The sequence below is a fragment of the Pseudomonas sp. ZS1P83 genome (genome assembly GCF_054897825.1).
Genome location: NZ_CM142706.1, coordinates 1,521,644 through 1,542,437 on the forward strand (window position 1 = coordinate 1,521,644; position 20,794 = coordinate 1,542,437).

The 20,794-nt window shown below is 59.8% G+C and carries 19 protein-coding genes and 2 pseudogenes; 9 read left to right on the forward strand and 12 right to left on the reverse strand.

From position 1 onward, the window contains the following. Positions 1–16: 16 nt before the first annotated feature. Positions 17–880: a LysR substrate-binding domain-containing protein gene (locus tag ACYZT0_RS07385; protein WP_462045254.1), complete on the reverse strand. Its 864-nt coding sequence runs from the start codon at positions 878–880 to the stop codon at positions 17–19. A 134-nt stretch (positions 881–1,014) separates the two neighbouring features. Between ACYZT0_RS07385 and ACYZT0_RS07390 the strand changes: the two genes are divergently transcribed. The 4 genes and pseudogenes from ACYZT0_RS07390 to ACYZT0_RS07405 all read left to right on the forward strand — a co-directional run bounded on the left by ACYZT0_RS07390 (position 1,015) and on the right by ACYZT0_RS07405 (position 5,240). Beyond that, the gene (locus tag ACYZT0_RS07390; protein ID WP_462045255.1) at positions 1,015–2,067 is read left to right on the forward strand and encodes an agmatine deiminase family protein; all 1,053 of its coding nucleotides are present in this window, start codon (positions 1,015–1,017) and stop codon (positions 2,065–2,067) included. A gap of 4 nt (positions 2,068–2,071) precedes the next feature. Beyond that, a pseudogene (gene aguB / locus ACYZT0_RS07395) lies at positions 2,072–2,981 on the forward strand (N-carbamoylputrescine amidase). A gap of 1 nt (position 2,982) precedes the next feature. Further along, positions 2,983–4,086, forward strand: coding sequence for an extracellular solute-binding protein (locus ACYZT0_RS07400; protein WP_462045256.1), 1,104 nt, complete (start codon positions 2,983–2,985; stop codon positions 4,084–4,086). A gap of 29 nt (positions 4,087–4,115) precedes the next feature. Further along, positions 4,116–5,240 (forward strand): agmatine deiminase family protein, encoded by a 1,125-nt coding sequence (locus ACYZT0_RS07405; protein ID WP_462045257.1) that lies wholly within the window; start codon positions 4,116–4,118, stop codon positions 5,238–5,240. Between the two features lie 346 nt (positions 5,241–5,586). Here ACYZT0_RS07405 and ACYZT0_RS07410 read toward each other — a convergent pair. The 4 genes and pseudogenes from ACYZT0_RS07410 to ACYZT0_RS07425 all read right to left on the reverse strand — a co-directional run. Next, positions 5,587–5,790 (reverse strand): annotated as a pseudogene (locus ACYZT0_RS07410) (phage infection protein); the annotation flags it as partial. A 114-nt stretch (positions 5,791–5,904) separates the two neighbouring features. After that, positions 5,905–6,210: a panthothenate synthetase gene (locus ACYZT0_RS07415; protein WP_462045258.1), complete on the reverse strand. Its 306-nt coding sequence runs from the start codon at positions 6,208–6,210 to the stop codon at positions 5,905–5,907. A gap of 213 nt (positions 6,211–6,423) precedes the next feature. Beyond that, positions 6,424–6,858 carry a GFA family protein gene (locus ACYZT0_RS07420; RefSeq protein WP_462045259.1) on the reverse strand — a complete coding sequence of 145 codons (435 nt, stop codon included), beginning with the start codon at positions 6,856–6,858 and terminating at the stop codon, positions 6,424–6,426. A 74-nt stretch (positions 6,859–6,932) separates the two neighbouring features. Continuing rightward, positions 6,933–7,874, reverse strand: coding sequence for a carbon-nitrogen hydrolase family protein (locus ACYZT0_RS07425; protein ID WP_462045260.1), 942 nt, complete (start codon positions 7,872–7,874; stop codon positions 6,933–6,935). Positions 7,875–7,977: 103 nt separating this feature from the next. On the opposite strand from ACYZT0_RS07425, the gene ACYZT0_RS07430 reads away from it, so the two are divergent. Beyond that, positions 7,978–8,661: a winged helix-turn-helix transcriptional regulator gene (locus tag ACYZT0_RS07430; protein WP_462045261.1), complete on the forward strand. Its 684-nt coding sequence runs from the start codon at positions 7,978–7,980 to the stop codon at positions 8,659–8,661. A gap of 118 nt (positions 8,662–8,779) precedes the next feature. Next, on the forward strand, positions 8,780–9,280 hold the full coding sequence (locus ACYZT0_RS07435) for a hypothetical protein (RefSeq protein WP_462045262.1): 501 nt from the start codon (positions 8,780–8,782) through the stop codon (positions 9,278–9,280). A gap of 513 nt (positions 9,281–9,793) precedes the next feature. Here ACYZT0_RS07435 and chrA read toward each other — a convergent pair. Beyond that, a complete protein-coding gene (gene chrA, locus ACYZT0_RS07440; protein ID WP_462045263.1) occupies positions 9,794–11,152 on the reverse strand; it encodes a chromate efflux transporter in 1,359 nt (452 codons plus the stop codon). Continuing rightward, on the reverse strand, positions 11,145–12,089 hold the full coding sequence (locus ACYZT0_RS07445) for a chromate resistance protein ChrB domain-containing protein (RefSeq protein WP_462045264.1): 945 nt from the start codon (positions 12,087–12,089) through the stop codon (positions 11,145–11,147). Before ACYZT0_RS07445 ends, chrA begins: the two co-directional genes overlap by 8 nt. Positions 12,090–12,379: 290 nt before the next feature. On the opposite strand from ACYZT0_RS07445, the gene ACYZT0_RS07450 reads away from it, so the two are divergent. Then, positions 12,380–13,738 carry an MATE family efflux transporter gene (locus ACYZT0_RS07450; RefSeq protein ID WP_462045265.1) on the forward strand — a complete coding sequence of 453 codons (1,359 nt, stop codon included), beginning with the start codon at positions 12,380–12,382 and terminating at the stop codon, positions 13,736–13,738. 40 nt (positions 13,739–13,778) lie between these two features. Here the strand turns inward: ACYZT0_RS07450 and ACYZT0_RS07455 are convergent, their stop codons facing one another. From ACYZT0_RS07455 to ACYZT0_RS07475, 5 genes are all read right to left on the reverse strand, one after another. Then, the gene (locus ACYZT0_RS07455) at positions 13,779–14,480 is read right to left on the reverse strand and encodes a VIT1/CCC1 transporter family protein (protein WP_462045266.1); all 702 of its coding nucleotides are present in this window, start codon (positions 14,478–14,480) and stop codon (positions 13,779–13,781) included. A 69-nt stretch (positions 14,481–14,549) separates the two neighbouring features. Then, positions 14,550–15,521 carry an FAD:protein FMN transferase gene (locus tag ACYZT0_RS07460; RefSeq protein ID WP_462045267.1) on the reverse strand — a complete coding sequence of 324 codons (972 nt, stop codon included), beginning with the start codon at positions 15,519–15,521 and terminating at the stop codon, positions 14,550–14,552. Next, entirely contained in the window at positions 15,505–17,685 is a 2,181-nt protein-coding gene (locus tag ACYZT0_RS07465; RefSeq protein ID WP_462045268.1) for a PepSY domain-containing protein, read from the reverse strand. Before ACYZT0_RS07465 ends, ACYZT0_RS07460 begins: the two co-directional genes overlap by 17 nt. A 25-nt stretch (positions 17,686–17,710) precedes the next feature. Further along, positions 17,711–18,181, reverse strand: coding sequence for a DUF2271 domain-containing protein (locus ACYZT0_RS07470; RefSeq protein WP_462045269.1), 471 nt, complete (start codon positions 18,179–18,181; stop codon positions 17,711–17,713). A 92-nt stretch (positions 18,182–18,273) separates the two neighbouring features. After that, positions 18,274–18,594: a PepSY domain-containing protein gene (locus ACYZT0_RS07475; protein WP_462045270.1), complete on the reverse strand. Its 321-nt coding sequence runs from the start codon at positions 18,592–18,594 to the stop codon at positions 18,274–18,276. Positions 18,595–18,726: 132 nt separating this feature from the next. Between ACYZT0_RS07475 and ACYZT0_RS07480 the strand changes: the two genes are divergently transcribed. Both ACYZT0_RS07480 and ACYZT0_RS07485 read left to right on the forward strand, forming a co-directional pair. Beyond that, on the forward strand, positions 18,727–19,386 hold the full coding sequence (locus tag ACYZT0_RS07480; RefSeq protein WP_462045271.1) for a response regulator transcription factor: 660 nt from the start codon (positions 18,727–18,729) through the stop codon (positions 19,384–19,386). After that, the gene (locus ACYZT0_RS07485) at positions 19,383–20,726 is read left to right on the forward strand and encodes a sensor histidine kinase (protein WP_462045272.1); all 1,344 of its coding nucleotides are present in this window, start codon (positions 19,383–19,385) and stop codon (positions 20,724–20,726) included. Before ACYZT0_RS07480 ends, ACYZT0_RS07485 begins: the two co-directional genes overlap by 4 nt. Positions 20,727–20,794 lie beyond the last annotated feature (68 nt).

Genomic DNA, 20,794 nt, shown 5'->3' on the forward strand with positions numbered 1-20,794 from the left:
CCTCGACCAGCGGACGTTACAGGCGATTTTCCAGGTTACTCAGCAGCCACTCACTGAAACTTCGCGCTAGCACATTATTTTCACTGTCACGATGGGTCAGCATGGCCCAGTTCGGACCACGAATGGTTTGCTCCACCAAGGGTAGCAACACACCGTTGGCGCGTGCCTGTCGACTTAATAATTGGCTGACCAAAGCGATACCGAGCCCCGCGCACGCGGCGTCCAGTAGAAGGCCAGCGTCGGAAAAATTCAGCCCCTGATCTTTCTGGCCGACATCAATGCCAGCCTCCACCGCCCAGTGACTCCAGTCCATTTCCCGCTCGCCGTGAAGGGTTGTGCGCTGCTCGCGTGGCAGCGCCAACAGGTTCGGGTGACAAGCCGGGTAGAGGCGGTCGGCGTGCAGCACCTTGAAGCTGCACTCGGCTTGGGAACTGATGTCATCGCGCACCGCGAGGTCGATAGTCTGGGTGGCCATGTCCGGGACTTCATCAGTACTGAAAATCCACAGATCAACGTCCGGATGCTCGCGGCGAAAATCTCTCAAACGCGGCAGAAGCCAGTGACGGGCGAACGCCGGTGTGGTGTTGAGGACCAGTTGGTTGGGTTTTTGGTACTGCCCGAGGCGGCGAATGCCGACGGCAAGTTGTTGCAGCATCGCCTGGGTGGTGCTGAGCAAGTCGTGACCGGCATCGGTCAGGCTGACGCTGCGTCCACTGCGAAAGAACAAGGGTTGTTCAAGGTACGCCTCAAGGCTGCGGATCTGCTGACTGATCGCAGATTGGGTGAGGTGCAACTCCGCGGCCGCCTTGTGGAAGCTGCCCAGCCGGGCGGCGGCTTCAAAGCCGCGAAGGGTGCTGAGAGGCGGCCAGTGCTTGAGCATATTGATAAGTTCCTCTAATCATTTGTCTGCAAAATTCATCGTTTGTTTGCCTGTATTCACGGCCGTAGCATGCATGCCAGGACCACCCAAGCAGTTTTCATTGAACACAATGACTTAACTTAAAGGTACTTGTCATGCAGCAGAATGCAGTTCGAAACAGTGGTTGGATGATGCCGGCCGAGTGGGTCAGGCATGCCGCCACCTGGATGGTCTGGCCACACAACAAGGCACTCTGGGAGTCCGGTTGGGGCGTGACATTGCCGCGGGTGCAAGAGGACTTTGCTCGCGTGGCCAACGCCATAGCCCGCTTCGAACCGGTGAAACTGGTCGTCGACCCTTCTGCTGTCGCCAGCGCCAAAGCGTTATGTGGGCCAAACATCGAATTGATCGAGCTGGCGGTGAACGACAGCTGGTGCCGGGATTCTGGACCGAGCTTCGTCTGCCATCCGCAACAAGGCCTGGCCGGGGTGAGCTGGCGCTTCAATGCGTGGGGCGGCAAGTCCGCCCACAACCTGGACGAAAGCCTGGCGCGTCGCGCACTCAATCACTTGGGCGCGGAATGCTTTGGTACCGCGCTGAGTAATGAAGGCGGGGCCATCCATGTGGACGGCGAGGGCACGCTGATCACCACCGAATCGGTATTGCTCAACCCCAATCGCAACCCGGGCATGAGCAAGGCTGACATAGAGGAAATCTTCACGCGTCTGCTGGGTGTGAAGAAAACTATCTGGCTGCCAGGCGATCCGGACTATGTGACCGGCGACATGACTGACGGTCATGTCGATGGCGTGTGCGCATTCGCCCGCCCTGGGGTTTTGCTGGTAGACGCCACCCACGACCAGCAATCGGTGTATGCCGAAGTGGCTCGCGAAAACCGTCGTGCGCTGGAGCTGGCCACCGATGCCCAAGGCCGACAGTTCGAGCTGATCGAATTGTATGAAGCCACCGACGCCGTGGACACCGAGGCTGAAGTGTTCTGCGCCTCCTACACCAATTTCTACATCGCCAATAACGCCATCATCATGCCGGCCTACGGTATTGATGCCGACAACGTGGCGGCCGCCGTCCTGGGGCAGGCGTTCCCCGGGCGCGAAGTGGTGCCGGTTCGAATCAATCACCTTGCTCATGGCGGTGGTGGAGTGCATTGCATCACCCAGCAACAGCCGGCCTGGCCGGTGGAGGGCTGATGCCATGACACTTCTGACCGTCGCTACAACCCAGATGCCCTGCACCTGGGACTTGCAACACAACCTCGATCAGGCCGAGCAACTGGTGCGTGAGGCGGCTGCGAAGGGCGCCCAGGTCATCCTGTTGCAGGAACTGTTTGCCACACCCTATTTCTGCATCGAGCAAAGCCATAAACACCTGGCGCTGGCTGAAGACTATCGAGACAGCCACGTACTCAAGCGCTTTGCCGCTTTGGCCAAAGAGTTGGGTGTGGTGCTGCCGCTGAGCTGGTTCGAGAAGGCCGGCAATGCTTACTTCAATTCCTTGAGCGTGGCCGATGCCGATGGGCGCCTGCTAGGTGTGTATCGCAAGACCCATATCCCCAACGCCATCGGTTATCAGGAGAAGGAATACTTCAGCCCCGGCGATACCGGTTTCCGTATCTGGGACACGGCTTTTGGGCGCATAGGTGTGGGAATCTGCTGGGATCAGTGGTTCCCCGAAACCGCACGCTGCCTGGCGTTGATGGGGCGCCGAAGTCTTGCTGTTTCCCACTGCCATCGGCTCTGAGCCTGGCTGCGCGACGCTGGATTCCCGTGATCACTGGCAGATGACCATGCGCGGCCACGCCGCCGCCAACCTCCTGCCGGTGGTGGCCGCCAACCGCATTGGCCGCGAGGTGGCCACCACCGATCCAGCCCTGCAAATGAGCTTCTACGGCTCGTCCTTTATCTGCAACCACAAAGGCCAGTTGCTCGCCGAGGCCGACCGCGACAGCACCGGCGTGCAGGTCCACAGCCTGGACCTGGCAGCCATGGGCGAAGAGCGCTTGAGCTGGGGCATTTTCCGCGATCGCCGTCCGGACATGTATGGCGCGCTGTTGACTCAGGACGGTCGCCACATCAATGCACGCTGGAACACTCAAGAGGTTTGATATGCACACGATCAACACGTGGTTGAGCGGTGCCCTGGGACTGACACTTGGCTGTGCCATGCCGTCGCTGCACGCGGAGGAGAAAACCCTCAGGCTGTACAACTGGGCCGACTATTTTGCCGAAGACACGCTAGCCAAATTCACCGCCGAAACCGGGATCAAAGTGATCTACGACGTCATGGATGGCAGCGAGACACTGGAAGCCAAAATGCTCGCCGGCGGCAGCGGTTATGACCTGATCTTCCCGGGCGACACCGTCGCCGAACGCTTGATGCGCGCCGGCAGCCTGCAAGCGCTGGACCGGTCAAAACTCACGGCCCTGAATGACATCGAGCCCGGTTTGCAGAAGCTGCGTTCGCAGTATGAACATTCGAGCCAGGCCACCGTCCCTTACACCTGGGGCACCATCGGCCTGACCTACAACGCGGTGCAGATCAAACAGCGCATGCAGGATGCCCCGGTCAACAGCCTCGACATGTTGTTCAAACCGGAACTGGCTGCCAAATTTGCTGATTGCGGTATCTCAATCATCGACTCGCCGGATGAAGTACTGGCCGTCGTGCTCAACTATCTGGGCCGCGAGCCACGTAGCGCCAAGCCTGAAGACCTGGCGGCCGCGAGTGAACTGCTGCTGAAACTAAGGCCGTACATTCGCAAGTTCCAGTCGCAGCCGGTGACCGACCTGGTGAACGGCAACCTGTGCCTGTCGCTCGGCTACAGCGGGGATATGACTCAGGCGCAACGGACGGCGGATTCCGCAGGCAAGAACACCACGTTCCAGTACCGCATCCCCCGTGAAGGCACCACGGTGTGGATGGATACCATGGCGATTCCTGTCGACGCTAAACATCCGGAGTACGCCTATGCGTTCATCAACTTCGTCATGCGCCCGCAGAACATGGCCGCCATCAGTAACTTCACCGGCTATCCCACCTCCAATGCCAAGGCACGTCCGAGAGTCGATACGACAATGCGCGACAACCCGGACATTTACATCGATGAGGCCACTTACGCACGGCTGATTCCTGGCAAGGACATTCCCCAGTCCGACATGCGGGCGCGCATGCGAACCTGGACCAAGTTCAAGACGGCCACCGCGAAATGACTTCAGGCAGACACTTCAGGGATCAACGCATGTCGACGCGTCGCGAGTTCATCAAACAGCTATCGGCAGTCGCGGGATTGGGCGCGGCAGCCTCCATCGGACTTGGCCTGACAGCGTTGAACGTGCGCGCGGCGACCCAAGGCCACTGGCGCATGCCGGATGAGGGCGACAGGCACCGGCAGGCCTTCATCGCTTTCGGTGCTCAGGAGGCAATCTGGGAGGACTTCACTCCCCACGTGCAAGCAGCCATTGGCCTGATCGCTCGCACCGTCGCCCGTTATGAACCGGTCACCGTGTTCTGTCGCGAGCGCGAGCGGAGTCTGGCTGAAGAACACTGCGGCACGACTAACATCACTTACGTCACCACCGAACTGGACGATATCTGGATGCGCGATATCGGCGCCAACTTCGTCACCGATGGGGAAGGTGGGCTCGGCGCTGTGGATTTCAACTTCAACGGCTGGGGCAACAAACAGCAACATGACGAGGATGCGCAACTGGCCGCTCTGGTTGCCAGCGCCGTGGATGCCCGTTATATCCGCAGCGAGTTGGTGGGCGAGGGCGGTGGTATCGAAGTGGATGGTCACGGCACGGGGATCATGACCGAAAGTAGCTGGATCAACACCAACCGCAACCCTGACTGGAGCAAGGCCGAGGTCGAGCAAGAGCTCAAAGCCCGACTGGGCTTGCGTAAGATCATCTGGCTGCCCGGCGTCAAAGGCAAAGACATCACCGACGCCCATGTTGATTTCTACGCCCGTTTCGTAAAGCCAGGTGTCGTGATCGCCAACCTCGACAACGACCCTGAGTCATACGATTACAAAGTCACCCGTACCCATCTGGATATTCTCAAAAATGCCTCGGATGCCGATGGTCGCACGTTGCAAATACATACCGTGTCGCCACCCCTCAAACCACGAAAGAGCAGGTTCAGCCACAACAATCCGGACTTTGCTGCCGGCTACATCAACTACTTCGTCATCAACGGGGCGGTGATCGCGCCCGAGTTCGGTGACCGGGCGGCAGATGCCAGCGCCCTGGATCTGTTATCTGAACTCTACCCGGACCGTGAGGTGGTGCAGCTCAACATCGACGCCATCGCTGCCGGTGGCGGCGGTATCCACTGTGTGACCGGTCATCAACCGTTGGCTTAGCGGTGCCAGAACGCCAAACCCAATGCGAAGAGGAACATCAGCCAGATCAAACCCAGCATGATTCGGTCGGCTTTGCGGTAGTGGTCAAAAAACGAGGGGAGGGCAAGGATTTAAATCAGTAGTCGGTAATGACCGAGGCATTCTTGAGAAGTCGCGAAGACCGTGAAGGAGAGTAGCCGTTCGCCATCAAACTTGGCGTGTTTGACGGTGCACATGGAAAACAATGTCAGAAATAGAGGCAAGTAATGCTGAAGTGGCGCGTCCATTGCTGGTGCTCACGACGCACGAAAGCCCGGCTGATCAGGCCGGGCTTTTCGTTGAGTACCGCGGTGAAACTACGCATTTATGCCGCGCGGCTTTCAATCAGACGGTCGGAGCCACCTTCGGCAACGCGGCTTTCGATCAGACGATCGGAACCACCTTCAGCAACACGACTTTCAATCAGACGATCCGAGCCGCCTTCAGCGACAACCGGGTGAGCAGAGGTAGCGGCGAAAGCGTTTACTGCAAAAACCGAGAAAGCGATGCTGAGGATGATTTGGCGTTTCATGAGGGTGTGCTCCGGGGTGTAGTTGTTGGGTATGGACGCGATGTTACGCCCCGGAGTTTTTAAGAGAACTTCATTGAATTGATGGTGACTATCGACGCCGGCAATGGATGCGCCTCACACCCAGGTTTGCCCGAGCATCGCCAGATCGGCCTTTTGCAGATCCTGCGCGCTCATCACGATACGGAACTTGCAGTTGGCGTTGAAGTTGAGAAAAAAGGGCTCTGCAAAAGCGGGTATGTCGGATGGGTCTTTTACGTCGACCAGAAAGATCCCGCCGCGCATGCCATCCTGCTCAGTAAAGTACGCCGCCTCCGGCTTGATGCTGACCAGAATGCGCTCAATGACCTCGCCCACTTTTCCAGCTTTGACAAGGGAATTAAAGGGTTCATTAGGGCACTCGACCATCAGTAACATCTTCATCATTCAATCCTCTGCTTAACTTGCAACCCTGTAGCCAGACCTTTGCGTCTGGCGCTCATGCCGCAGGCCATTCATTCAACAGTCCTCGCGGTTTGTGTCATTAAGAATAGCGAAGCGTGAGCCAGCCCTCGTGCACGGGTTACGGGCGGTCATGAAGCCTCATTTCGATGTTCTGCGGCGGCTGCCAATGAAATTGCCCTTACCTTGCTAGCGCTATTCGTCCACGCTGATGCCCGATCCCCCCATTTCGTTGGGGACATCCTTCAGCTTGGGCAGTCCATCTTTGATGCGCAGCACGGTCTCCTGATAGTGGACGTGAACGCCTGGCGAGTACGCGAGATCCGGGATGACCGCGGCATACACGTCGATGAGTCCCATCCTCGGGTGTTCAGTGAAGATGTGCCCGCCGCACGTCTTGCACCACTTGCGGTAACTGCGCGATGTCTTGTTGTAGGTGCCGATGTTGTCAGCACCCCGAGTCACTTGCACCGCCTCGGGTTTCCACAGCGTGAAGGCATTGACCGGCCCTGCTGACCAATGCCGACACGACTCGCAATGGCAATAGCCCATTCCGGCCGACTCGCCGCTGACTGTGAACTCGACTGCGCCGCAAAAACAACTGCCCTTGTAAGACCGTTCAATGCTCATGGCATGACTCCTTGATCAATTACCAGGCGAGATACCGTCGGACATGGCTTGGATCGCCTGAACGTTGCCTGCCTTCACCCGTCGATGTAGCGCACCGCTGTCGCCGGCGTGCGCCGCACCTGCAGTTCGAAAATGTCAGGGCGCGCGTAATGCCCGGTGACGTCGAGCGCCCGCCGCGCTGGCGCCACGAGTGAGACGTCGATGTCCGCATACAAAATGCCTGCCTCTCGGTGTAATGGACCGGCCACGATCCGGCCTTGAGGATTGACCACCACCGAGTCGCCGTCGTTGATCCATTCGTCCGGATCGGGAAACAGTTGCGTACGCGCCGGGAAGTCGTCGGGAATGTCGCTGCCGCGCAGCGCGGTGCCACTGCCGAGCACCCAACAGCGGCCTTCGAGTGCAATGTGACGCATCGTGCTGATCCAACCCTCGCCAGTGTCGTACGTGGGGGCGACGTAGATTTCCACCCCTTGGGCATACAGTGAATAGCGTGCCAGCGGCATGTAGTTTTCCCAGCAGATGAGCGCACCGATGCGGCCGACCGGTGTATCGACCGTACGCAACCCGGAGGCATCACCGAAGCCATGCACCATGCGCTCGGGATTCGTTGGCATCAGCTTGCGGTGGCGGTTGAGCACTGCGCCGTTCGCGCCGATAACGACTACGCTGTTATAGAGCGTGCCGCCACCCTTCTGCCGCTCGCATTCATTGATGCCGCACACGATCGTCACGGCGTGAACCCTGGCGACCTCGCACAATTGGCTCAGGTCACCGTTAGTAATATCGACGGCGTTGGCCAGCAGCCGCGTGTGCAACTGCCCCATTACAGCCCCGTCCTTTCCCGCCGCCAGCCGCCAGATCCACGACGGGTAACCGGGAATGAACGATTCGGGCAAAACGATCAGCAAGGCTCCCGCCGCCGCAGCCTCGGCGACCGATTGCACGGCCCGGGCGATCGTCGCGCTGCGATCGAGCAGCACTGGCGGACGCTGAATGATGGCTACCTTGGTCATGGCGTTCTCCTTTGGCATTTGGCTTTCGAGGTTTCAGCGTGCGCGTGGCGAAGTGGCGGGGCTAGTTCAAAATCTGAAGCGTTGCAGTTGCGGAGTCCAGGCGATGGAAGAAAGCTACGGTCAGTTCTGCACGGTCGCGCGCGGTGCTGAAGCACTGTGTGAGCGCTGGACACCTTTGGTCGTACGCGAGTTGCTGTGCGGCAGTAAACGCTTCAATGAACTGCACCGCGGCGTTCCACGGATGTCCACCAACCTGCTGACACAGCGGCTGCGCCATTTGGAAGAAATCGGCGTCGTGCACCGCACGCCCGCAGGCAAAGTCTGGGAGTACAGCCTGACCGAGGCGGGCGAGGAATTGCGCCCCATCATCATGGCGCTGGGACATTGGGGCGCGCGCTGGATCGGCAGTCGCCTTCGCGATGACGAACTCGACGCGGGTTTGCTGATGTGGGACGTGCGCCGGTTCGTGCGCATCGAAACGTTCCCGTCCCGACCGGTGGTCATCCAGTTCACGTTCCGCGACGCGCGGCCCGGCGAGCAAGCGTGGTGGCTCGTGGTCGAACAGGGTGTGGCAGACCTGTGCCGCGACGACCCCGGACGCGAACTGACGCTCGTCGTGGACTCCAGCGTGCGCGCGTTGACCGAAGTGTGGACGGGCGACCGCACACCACGGGAAGTTCTTCAGTCGCGAGAGCTGCGTGTGGATGGCGCGGTGAAGGATGCGGAAAGCTTGTGGCGCTGGCTTGGCACGAGCGCGTTCGCGAGTACCCGGAGCGCGGCACGCTAGCGCTGGCAGCTGCCAATTGGGGCGGTGCACATTGCATCCGTCGGTCGCAGGACTTGAACTGACTGGGGCTTAAAGCGTCATAAGACTCGCGATATCAACCATCCCTACGGAAGCAATCATGCTTTTAAAGAATAAGAGTCTCGTTGCTGTAATGTCATGCGCCCTGATGTTTGCAGCCGCCCCATTACTCCCTACTGACCTGTCCATCATGACCTCCGCCTATGCGAAAGACGGTGGTGGTGGTGGTGGTGGTGGTGGTAACGGCGGTGGTAATGGGGGAGGTAACGGAGGCGGTAATGGCGGTGGCCACGGCGGCGGTATAGGCGGCGGTCACAGTGGTTCAGATCACTCCGGCGGCTCTACCAGTAACGGCCGCGGTAATGGACTGGCCAGCGATCACGCCGGCAAGGCTGTTCGCGACCATGGTGAAAGCGGAAACCACTACGGCAGTGAACGCAATAGTGATCGCGGTCATGGCCCAACGACTTCAGGCATCGCCCATTCCAAAGATACTCGCGGCGTGACCAAAGCCAGTGCAATCTCGACCTCGACTCCAGGCGATCACAACGCGAAAGGGTTGAGCAAAGCCGGGACGTCGGTATCAAAAAAATCGCACTGATCAGCCATAACTGCTGATTAAAGAAGTACAACAGACTCAATGGCAAAGCCTGCCGCACTCTTGAGCTCAATTCGACTTCTTCGGTGGGTAGTGACCGCGCAAGCCCCCGGACTGGGTGCCTGTTTTGCTGGGCAGGGCAGGCACTACCGGGCGAGATCTGGGCTGGGGGTTGGAGCGGCTCCGGGGTTGAGGTTGTTTGCTCATTGTTGGCTTCCAGACTTTGAGGCCCGTTTCGTTTCTTCCGTTGCTTGAGCCCGCAAGCGCCCGCCGATCACACCTAACAAGTCACAAGGAACGGTTTCCGAGGTTGCTGGAGGACCGGTATGGAAAGCAGGCGTGATATTGGAGAGCACTTAGACCCCCAAAAAACGCAGTGTTGCGGTTGTTCGAGGCAGGCATCTTTCGGCGCACAGTAGTCTTTGCGAACGGGCGGTTGAATCCACAACCCATAGCGGATATTCAGAAACCCAAACGGATCTCCTCCCTTTTTGCTTCGTCCCTCACCTGTGCTCTCTAGCGCAGCAGATGCACCGCCAAGCCGACGAGCGCACAAGCCATCAGTACCTGAATGACGCCCCGTTTGAAGCGGAACAAGGCAATTGCCGCCAAAATGGCGATCAGTGCAGAGGGCCAGTCGAGGTTGCCGCTGAAGCCTTGCGGCCACAGCACGTGATAGCCGAAGAAACATGCCAGATTAAGGATCACTCCCACCACCGCCGCTGTAATGGCGGTAAGCGGTGCAGTGAACTTGAGTTCGTTGTGGGTCGATTCCACCAGCGGGCCACCGGCGAGGATGAACAGGAACGAGGGCAGGAAGGTGAACCATGTCACCAAGGTGGCTGCGACAGCTCCGGCCAGAAACACATGATCGGCGCCGAACACTTGTGAGACGTACGCTCCGACAAAGCCGACGAAGGCCACGACCATGATCAGCGGCCCTGGTGTGGTTTCCCCTAGTGCCAAGCCGTCGATCATTTGGGTCGGGGTAAGCCAGCCGTAGTGACCGACAGCACCTTGATAGACATACGGGAGGACTGCATAGGCCCCGCCAAAAGTCAGCAACGCGGCCTTGGTAAAGAACCAGGCCATCTGGGTCAAGGTGCCTTCCCAACCAAAGAGGACGATCAAAATGCCCATCGGCAAAGCCCACAACGCGGCGCCAGTCAGGGCGAGCGACGCCAGCTTGAACCAGCTGAACCGGGCATGTTCCGGGGACGGGGTGTCGTCATCGATCAAGGCCGGGCCGAAGGTTTTTTTGGCGGCGCTATGGCCCCCGGCTCTGAATTTCTCGGGTGCCAGGCGTCCACCGACATAACCGATCAATGCGGCACCCAGAATGATCAACGGGAACGGAACATTGAACGCGAAGATCGCGGTGAATGAAGCTGCCGCTATCGCCCATAACCAATTGTTCTTCAATGCCCGGGAGCCGATTCGATGGGCCGCCTGCACGACGATGGCGGTCACGGCAGGCTTGATGCCATAGAAGAGCCCAGCCACCACAGGCACTTCGCCGAAAGCGATGTACATCCACGACAAAGCAATCAGGATGAACAATGAGGGCAGCACAAACAGCACGCCAGCAATCACCCCGCCCCAGGTTCGATGCATCAGCCAGCCGATGTAGGTCGCCAATTGCTGAGCCTCTGGCCCAGGGAGCAACATGCAGTAGTTGAGGGCATGCAGGAATCTGCGCTCGGATATCCAGCGCCGCCGCTCTACCAATTCCTGGTGCATGAGCGAGATTTGTCCCGCAGGCCCGCCGAAGCTGATGAAGCCGAGCTTCAACCAGAACCAGAACGCCTCACGAAAACTGATCGCTTCCGGCCTCGACAGCTCTTCTTCAACCATTGGTGCCAAAACCTTACTCATTGGGTTGTTCCTCTTTCACAAACTCGGCGAGCAGGCCGTCGAAAATGGCGCTAGCAGCAGCCAGTAAGTGGTCGTCATGGGTAATGGTTTCGCGCAGTCCTGCCAGCACGCGCTCGATGCCGGCAGCCTCCAAAGGCTGAATGCCGCCGATATCGAGGTAGTGCACCAAGGCCGCGATGCGGTTTAGGCCGGGCTCTTGAAGTTCAAAACTGGCTTGCAAGGTTTCGAAGGTCACGCGATTGCCGACATGACTGAAGGTCGCATCATCGAAGTCGAAGCCCAGCGCATCTGCCGGACAGTCATGTGGAGTATTCAGCCAGAGGATCTGAGCTTGAGGATCAATGAAGCGCCGAATCAACCAAGCACAAGCCAGACGGTCAACCCACGGACGCTTACGTGTTGCCCAGACACGACTTTGATAGTCGCCACGGTTGAGTGCCGTTATGGGCTCGTCGCGGCTATGTGGTTCATCCGCAGACAACGCTCTGCTGACAGCCGTCTCAAGCGCCTGCAAGGCTGAATCAATCTGTTCCTTGGACTTACCTGGGAAATAATCGATGTTGGCGAGCTGATCGTAGTTTTTGCGCAGCTTGCGAATTTGTTTGGTGGTGGCCAATGCGTTTTCAGGATTGAGCTGCCCACGGCACTCTTCAATCTCTGCGCGTAGCGTGCTGTAGTCATCGCTACGGTCGAATAACTCGATAAAGCGCTCACCCTCCGGATCGACCACGGGCAGGATGTAAACAGTGCCATTGATAGAAAGGATGTCGCGCTCGACAGATGCCAGAGCTTCACGACAGACAACGGTATCAGGCAACAGATAGGCACCATCGCGCAAAACCGCCGCACCTGAGGCTTTCAGAGCACGCCAGGCTCGCATGCGCTCGGTGGCATTAGCGGTGGGTAAAGCGAGAATCAGTGTCAGCCAGTCGCTCATGTAGAACTCGTTATTTATTTTGTAGTTGTTATTACATTAACTATGATTTTGGCGTTTGGAAAGCCATCCTTGATATCCAGGTTTTTGGCGACGCTAGCTGGAGACGGGGCGACTTGCGCAAGCAGCGTCGATAGCTGCTGTGCGATGCGGACAGTGTCAGAAAGGCAATTCTCATGCCTTGGATGTAAGCGGTGAATGGCTACCCAAATCTGCGAAATCGGATCGGATGTCGCCTAGTCCCCTAGCGTAGAATTTCCAAAACACGAGCCCACCCCCGAGACGGACCCTCAATGCTAACCCCCACCACCCAACATCCCCTCTGGAAAACCTACCTCCTTTTCCTGGCCCCCATGGTCCTCTCCAATTTCCTCCAATCCATGTCGGGCACCATCAACAGCATCTACATCGGCCAAATGCTCGGCACCCAAGCCCTGGCCGCCGTCTCCGGCATGTTCCCCATCGTCTTCTTCTTCATCGCTCTGGTCATCGGCCTCGGCGCGGGCGCGGGTGTCCTGATCGGCCAAGCCTGGGGCGCGCGCGAATCGCATCTGGTGAAAACCATCGCCGGCACCACCTTGCTGTTAGGCGCAATGATCGGCCTGACAGCAGCAGTACTCGGAAGTGTGTTCGCAAGACCAGCGTTGCAGGGTTTGGGGACCCCGGCAGACGTACTCGACGACGCAGTGTCCTACGCCCACGTAATGATGTGGATCATGCCGTCCCTCCTGGTCTACGTACTCTTCACCCAACTCCTGCGCGGGGTGAGCGATACGGTGTCGCCGCTGATTGCGTTGGTGGTGTCGACGTGTATCGGGTTGGCACTGACGCCGGCGTTGATTCGGGGTTGGTTCGGGTTGCCGATGATGGGGATTCAGAGTGCGGCGTATGCGGGGTTGGCGGGTAACTTGTCGGCGATGGGGTGGCTGGCGTGGCGGTTGATTCGCAAGGGGCATCCGTTGGCGCCGGATCGGGAGATGTTTGCGGCGATGCGGCTGGACCTGGATATTCTCGGCAAGGTGCTGCGCATCGGTCTGCCGACCGGGTTGCAGATGGTGGTGTTGTCGGTGTCGGAGCTGGTGATTCTGGCGCTGGTGAATCAGCACGGTTCGCAAGCGACGGCGGCGTACGGGGCGGTGACACAGATCGTCAATTACGTGCAGTTTCCGGCGCTGTCGATTGCGATCACGGCGTCGATTCTTGGCGCTCAGGCGATTGGGGCAGGGCGCCTTGAGCGCATGGCGCCGATTCTGCGCACGGGGCTGTTGATCAATGTGTGCCTGACCGGTGGGTTGGTGGTGTTGGGTTATCTGTTGTCGCACTGGTTGCTGGGGTTGTTCCTCACGGATGATTCCACCCGGGCGATGGCGGAACACCTGTTGCACATCATGCTCTGGAGCCTGTTGGTGTTCGGCTTCCAGGCGATTGTCGGCGGCATCATGCGCGCCAGCGGCTCGGTGCTGGTGCCGATGGCGATTTCGATTGTTTGCGTGGTGCTGGTGCAATTGCCGGTGGCGTATGCGTTGGATGCGCGGTTTGGATTGCAAGGTGTGTGGATGGCGTTTCCGGTGGCGTATCTGGGGATGCTGGCGTTGCAGACGGCGTATTACAAACTGGTCTGGCAGCATCAGAAGATTGAGCGGTTGGTGTAGGTGGGCATGTCGCCCTTTGTTTTTGGAGAGGGCGCTCCAGCTAGACCACTGCGCCAAACAAGTGCCCCACCAGTGCCGTAATACCCATGGCCAGAGCCCCCCAGAATGTCACCCGCCAGGCGCCGGTGATGACCTTGGCGCCGCCGGCCCTGGCAGCAATGGCGCCCAGTGTCCCGAGAAACACCAATGACATGCCCGATATCCAAGCCACCGCGCTGTGCTCCGGTGCGACAAACGTCACCGCCAGAGGCAATGCTGCGCCCACCACAAAACTGGCGGCGGAGGCCAGGGCGGCCTGCAAGGGTTTGGCGGTGAGGGTGTCGCTGATGCCCAGTTCGTCCCTGGCATGGGAGCCCAGCGCGTCGTAGGCCATCAATTGGTCGGCCACCTGATGGGCCAGTTCCGGCGAGACGCCGCGATGCATGTAGATGTTGGCGAGTTCAAGGTGTTCGGCTTTCGGGTCGCTCGCCAATTCTGCCCGTTCCCGGGACATGTCGGCCTGCTCGGTATCGGCCTGGGAGTGAACGGAAATGTACTCGCCTGCGGCCATGGACATGGCACCGGCCATCAGCCCTGCCATTCCGGTGACTAGCAACGTGGCGTGGCTGGCGTTGGCTGCCGCGACGCCGATCAGCAGACTGGCGGTGGAGACAATCCCGTCGTTGGCACCCAGGACGGCGGCGCGGAGCCAGCCGATACGATCACTTCGGTGGGACTCGGTGTGCCTGCGCATGAATTTCATTGTTTAACGAGACTCACTGTCATTAGGTGTTTCAAATCGGACGGGTTCCGAGCGGCCCGGCAATCGGCGTCAGCGCGTTTCAATCTGCGCCTGCAACTGGCCGCCGACAATGGATATTTCTTTGAACTGTTCACCCTCGCGCAGCACGAACAACGCGTCCATCGCGCGCTCCTGAGCCAGACGTGGGCCTTCGGTTTCGCCCAATACCATCAGCGCCGTGGCCCAGGCATCGGCGAGCATGCACGAGGCCGCCACCACGGTGACGGCGGCGAGCGGGTTGCACAGCGGTGCGCCGGTAGCCGGGTTCATGGTATGGGCATAGGATTGACCGGCCACGTCGACCCAGTGTCGATAGTCCCCGGATGTCGCAATAGCGGCATCGCTGAGTTCCATCACTCCCATGACTTCACGCACGCCCCGGTTGGGCTTTTCCAGGGCCACGGCCCAGCACTGGCCGTCAGGTTTGACGCCCCGAGCGCGCATCTCGCCATCGATGCCGACCAGGTAGCAGGTAATGCCCAAACCCTCCAGGCAACGAGCCAGTTCATCAACGCCAAAACCTTTGGCGATGCCACTCAAATCAAGGTTCAACGGCACGCGCTTGCGCACCTGATTGCGTTGCGGGTCAACCACCAACGCTGCGCTGGCTAACAGCCGGGCGCGCGGCGGAATCGTGCCCAGCGCCTGCTCTGTGACCGTCTGTTCCCCGGGGCCGAACCCCCAGGCGTTAACCAGATCACCGACAGCGATGTCAAAGGCGCCGCCGGATTGCTGACTGACACGCAGCGCGACAGACAGCACCGTGGCCAGTTCCTTGGGCACTGACACCCATTCCTGTTCTGGGGCGGCGTTGAGGCGGTTGAGGTCAGAGTCGGGTTTCCATGCGGACATTTGCTGGTCCACCCGGGCCACGGCGCGCGCCAAGCTATGGCCAACTTCGTCGGTATTGATCCCGGCCCCGGCATAAAACAGGGAGGTGTAGCGGGTGCCCATGGTTTCGCCGTTCAGGCTATAGCGCTGCAACTCAGTAGACGTCTTCACGGTAGCGTCCTTGTGCCTTGAGGGTCAGCACACTCAGGTTGAGAGGCGCCAACACTTCATCGAGGGCCTGCATCACCCCTTTGGCCATTTCGCGACTGCCACACACCAGCACCTGGGCACCTTTTTCAATCAGTCGGCGCAAGGCCTGGGCATCGCCGATCAGCCGGTCTTGCACGTAGCTGCGGTCCTGAACCTGAGAGAAGGCGGCGCGCAATGCCTTGAGGCGTCGGTCCGACAAGTACTGGTTGAGCTCCGGTTCATAGAGAAAATCCGAGGCCGGGTTGCGCCCGCCCCAATACAAGTGCATCGGGTGTCGGGCCTTGTTGTTGCGGATAAAACCGGCCAGAGGACCGATGCCGGTACCCGCGCCGATCAGGATCACCGGGTGCGAGCCCGATGCGGGACGAAATTGCGGGTTGGGCTGGATAAAAGCTTCGATCTGCGCACCGATATTCAGGCCATGTAGAAATTCCGAGCACATGCCACCTTTGTGTTTACGTACACAGATCTCCAGTACGCCGTCCTGCGAACCACTGGCCAGCGAGTAGAAACGTGGGATCGGGCTGCCCGGGGGTAGAATCCCGACTAGGTCACCGGCCAGAAAGCCCGGCCGCTCGCCGGGTGATTTGAAGCGGAGTACGTGGGTCGGCGCGTTCACCAGTTCGCCATAGGCAATGCGCTCCGTCAGCTCCAATTGATGAGTCGGCGGCTGCTGCGGGATGTGAACCAGCATCAGGTCATGCCCCAACACTTCACCCAAGGTGTGGCCCCAGCGCGCAAATTCCTGAGAGGACTGGCGGTTGACGGTTTCCAACCCCAGTAACGGCGAGCCACCGGCTTGCAACATCGCATCCTGCACCTGTTGGGCATACTGACAGAACTGCGCAAACTGGCGGTCGCCCAAGCCCAGCACGGCAAATGGCATGCCGGGTTTGAGGCCGGTTTTGGCCAGCCGCGCCAGGAACTGCGAAGCCGAGGCCGGCGCATCGCCGTCACCGTGGGTCGCGGTGAGGATGAACACGCGTTGGGCGCTGCCGTAGTCGTTGGCGTATTGATTCATCGCCGCGCTATGCACCCGGTGTCCGCCCTGGTGCAAGGCTTCATGCAAGGTGTTGGCAAAGCCCCAGGTGCTGTTGTTTTCACTGCCCACCAGAATCACGCTGTCGGCGGATTGAGCAGGGCTGTTGTGGCGAATGTTCGGGCCAGCCTTGCGGCGGCGCCACCACAACAGGATGCCGGTCACGCTCATCAACGGCACGCAGAGGGCGCAGAACCCAAGCGGCAGGCCCAGCCACCAGAGGCCTTCGCCGGTGTGCATCTGATAGATCCATTCGTAGAGGTTGTGCATCGAGTCGTGGGCTTGATAGGACAACAAGGCGCCGCTGGCCTGATCCACGTAGCCGTCGCCCTGGACCGTGCGCAGGGAAAACACGTCCTGAGAGTTGCCGGGGCTCGGGTAGACCAGCTCGCGCAGGTCATTCAGGTCGGTGGCCTGCAAGGCTCGCAGGCTCGCCACCGGTAAGGCCGGGCCGACGCTGACGTGGGCGGGGAAGGCGGGTTCACTCTGACTGCCGTCGGCGATCAAACCGAAGGTGGTGGCGGACATGTAGAGCCCGCTCAATGCCGACAGCAGCAGCCCGAGCAATGCCAGTCGCCCCACTTCTGCATGCCAGCGCTGGCTGAAGCTGCCCCGCAGTGGCCGCAACAGGTTGCGCCAACCGCCCAGACGCCGGGCCAGCAACAGCGCGCCGGACACCGACAGCATCAGCATCAGCAGCGCGCCAACACCCGACACTCCGTGTCCAGGCGCGCCAAGGAACAGCGAGCGGTGCAGGTCTTTCACCCAACGTGAGAACGCGGATGGCTCGTAGGGTGCGAGGCCTTGGCCGGTCCGTGGGTCGATTTTTTCGGCGCCGGCCTGACCGTTCTGGTTGTAGTAGACGATAACTGTCCCGGACGCTGTGCGCTGGATCTGCTCCACGCCCGGGAAGTGGCTGGTAACACGCCCGGCCAGTTGGCCGACGTTGAGTTGTCCTGCAGTGGTGGACGTGCTGTGCAGGCGTTCCAGGGCCGGGTCGACAGACAGGATCGCGCCGCTGATGGCCAACAGCATGACCAATAGGGCGGCGATCAGGCCAGGTAGGGAATGGAACTGGCGAAGCATGTTCAGCCTCCAGAAATGGCAGGTGCTACAGATCGTAAGTAAAGGACTCGACGTAGGTACTGCCGGTCGCCGGCTTGCCTGCGCCCTTGGACGTCAGGGGCACGCTGACATCGGCGCGGGCGTCACGTTTGTCCTCAACGGCGCTGTCGATGCGGATCTGATACCCGGCATCGATCAGGGTGTCTGCCAGTTCGACGCTGACTTTGAGCGTACGTCCACTGCCGACACTGGCGCCGCTGATTCCGTCAAACTCGTCCGGTTTCAGCCCGCTGCCACGGGCCCAGTCGCCCAGGTGCTTGTAGTACTTGGCCTTCTTGCCCGCCACCCAGAGGGTTTTCTGGTATTGGCCATTGGCGTCGGTGACGTAGATCGCCAGGTAGGCATCATTTGCGCTGTAGTCCTTGAGTTGGGTGGTCAAGGTCACTTCACGGGCCTGGGCCAGCCCTGGCAGGGCAATGGCGCCAGCGAGGCAGGTTGCTGCGATGATCTTTTTCATGGGGGTGTCCTTTTGATCGTTTGGTCGAGAGCCTGGACCTGCTGGCTGACAGCAACCTGAATGCCAGGAAAAACTCATCGACAGGTGAGGCGTCATTCGGTGAACGGGCTGCCGAGGTATTCCCTGGCGCCGTTGTCCCGGAAATGGATTTCCAGTGTGCGCAGGCGCAGCGATGCCGGTGAGTAACTGGCTTCAATGGTGTTGCCTTTGCGGTCCAACCCCTTGAGCTCGTAACAACCGTCGTCGACCTTGATGCGCCGCACGCTCCAGCCGTATTGCTGCTCTACTTGCTGACGCAAGGTTTCGCGCGGTTGCCAGTCGCTCACCGGGTCGTTGCAGTCGTCATCCGCCAGGGCGTAACCGCTAACCAGCAGGCTCAACAGCGCGGCATTGGCAAAAAAACCTGATTTCATGATCTGTCTCCTGCCGAGGGCGGCGTCTGTGGCATACCCTAAGGTGCATTCCTGACAACCAGCTGAATCTTCAGATTCACGTCAGGTAAGGCGATTAAGGTGCTGCACGAGAACCATCACAGGAGGTGCCAGATGCGGGTTTTATTGGTCGAAGATGCACCGGGGTTGGGGGAGGCGGTGCGCGAACAGATTGCCGATGACGGCCACGCCGTGGATTGGGTGCAGCGCCTGGACCATGCGCGCAACAGCGTGCGCACCACGCCTTACGACCTGATCCTGCTTGACCTGATGTTGCCGGACGGTCGCGGGCTGGATTTTTTGCGTCAGCAACGCTCGGCCGGGGAGGTGACCCCGGTGATTATCCTGACCGCCCAGGATCAGATTTCCGATCGTATCGCTGGCCTCAACGCCGGCGCAGACGACTACTTGGTCAAACCGTTCGATTTGTTTGAGCTATCGGCCCGTGTGGCGGCGGTGGCCCGGCGCTATAGCGGCAACCCCAATCCGCAGATCAAGCTCGGTGATTTGCAGGTCGACATGAGTGCCCGTACGGTGCTGCGGGCCGGAGCGACTGTGGACCTGACAGCGCGGGAGTGGGCGCTGTTCGAGGCGTTTGTGCAGCGCCCCAGCGCGCTGCTGTCCAAGTCGCAGCTTGAAGAACGGCTATATGCCTTCGGCGCGGAAATTGTGAGCAATACCATCGAGGTCTATATCAGCCGTCTGCGTAAAAAGCTTGGGCGTGACCTGATTGAAACCGTGCGGGGCATGGGGTACCGGTTGATGTCCGTATGAAGCCGTCGTCAAGCCTGCAAAAACGACTTGGCCTGGGGTTGACGTTGGGCACGACCTTACTTTGGCTGGCGGCGACCGTCGGCGTCTGGCTGGTGGTGCAACATGAGTTGAACGAGGCGTTCGACAGTGCGCTGGAAGAGACCGCGCAGCGCATCCTGCCCTTGGCCGTGTTGGAAATCAGCAACCGGGAAAACCCCCGTGGGGCACAGCACGTCGCCACCTTGAAAATGCACAAGGAATACCTGACGTATCTGGTGCGCAATGCCAAGGGCGAGATCCTGATGCAGTCCCACGACGCCAACCCGAAGATCTTCAACCAACAACCTACCGAAGGCTTTTCAACCACGAAAAAATACCGTCTGTACGGCGCCAGTGCGCTGCGTGAGACGGTGTTCATCGAAATCGCCGAACCTCTGGCGCATCGCCGTGAAGCCGCGCGGGAAGCGTTGCTTGCCTTGTTGTTGCCGTTATTGGCGCTGATTCCCATCATCCTGTTTGGCACCTGGATATTTGTGCGCATCAGCCTGCGCAGTGTATTGGCCTATCATCGTGCCGTAGAGGCCCGCGGCGTGGGTGATCTGTCGCCGATCAAAGTGGCGCGATTGCCGGCGGAAATCGCCCCGCTGGCCGAGGCGGTCAATCATCTGCTGGAGCGCTTGCGCAAGGCCTTGGAGGCCGAACGCAGCTTTACTGCCAACAGCGCCCATGAACTGCGCACGCCACTGGCCGCGACCCTGGCGCAGATCCAGCGTTTGCGTCACGAAGCGCCCGAAGGCCCGTTGCGGTTACGTGCGGCTAAAATCGAAAGCTCGTTACGTGAGCTGACGCGGCTCTCGGAAAAACTCATGCAGCTGGCCAAGGCCGAGGGCGGTGGGCTGTTGTCCGAAACGCCCCAGGACCTCATTCCGTTGCTGGCCCATGTAGTCGATGAGTGGAACCACAGCCGTGGGCACCGGATCGAGTTGCAACTCCCAACCCAAGCCAGCGTGTACTCGGCGATTGATCCGGACGCCTTCGCAATCCTGTTGCGCAACCTGGTCGAGAATGCGCTCAAGTATGGCGCCGCGGATCAACCGGTCGAAGTCAGCCTCACCGACCAGGCGCTGCTGCGGGTGGTCAATGGTGGCCCGGCGGTGCCCGAGCCGGTGTTGCAGCGCCTCACCGAGCGCTTTGTGCGGGGTAACAGTGAAACCAGCGGCTCAGGGTTGGGGTTGGCGATTGCCAAAACCATTGTGCAGGGAGTCAACGCGAGAATACGGCTGGTATCGCCGGCTACAGGTCGAACGGAAGGATTCGAAGTCTGCGTCTGGTTTCCGCTCGCGTCGACTGTCGAAGGCTGAGGGCTGTGCCAAATACTGACGTTATCAACGTTAACGTGCTGTCCGTACGCTCGATAAAATTAGTGTGT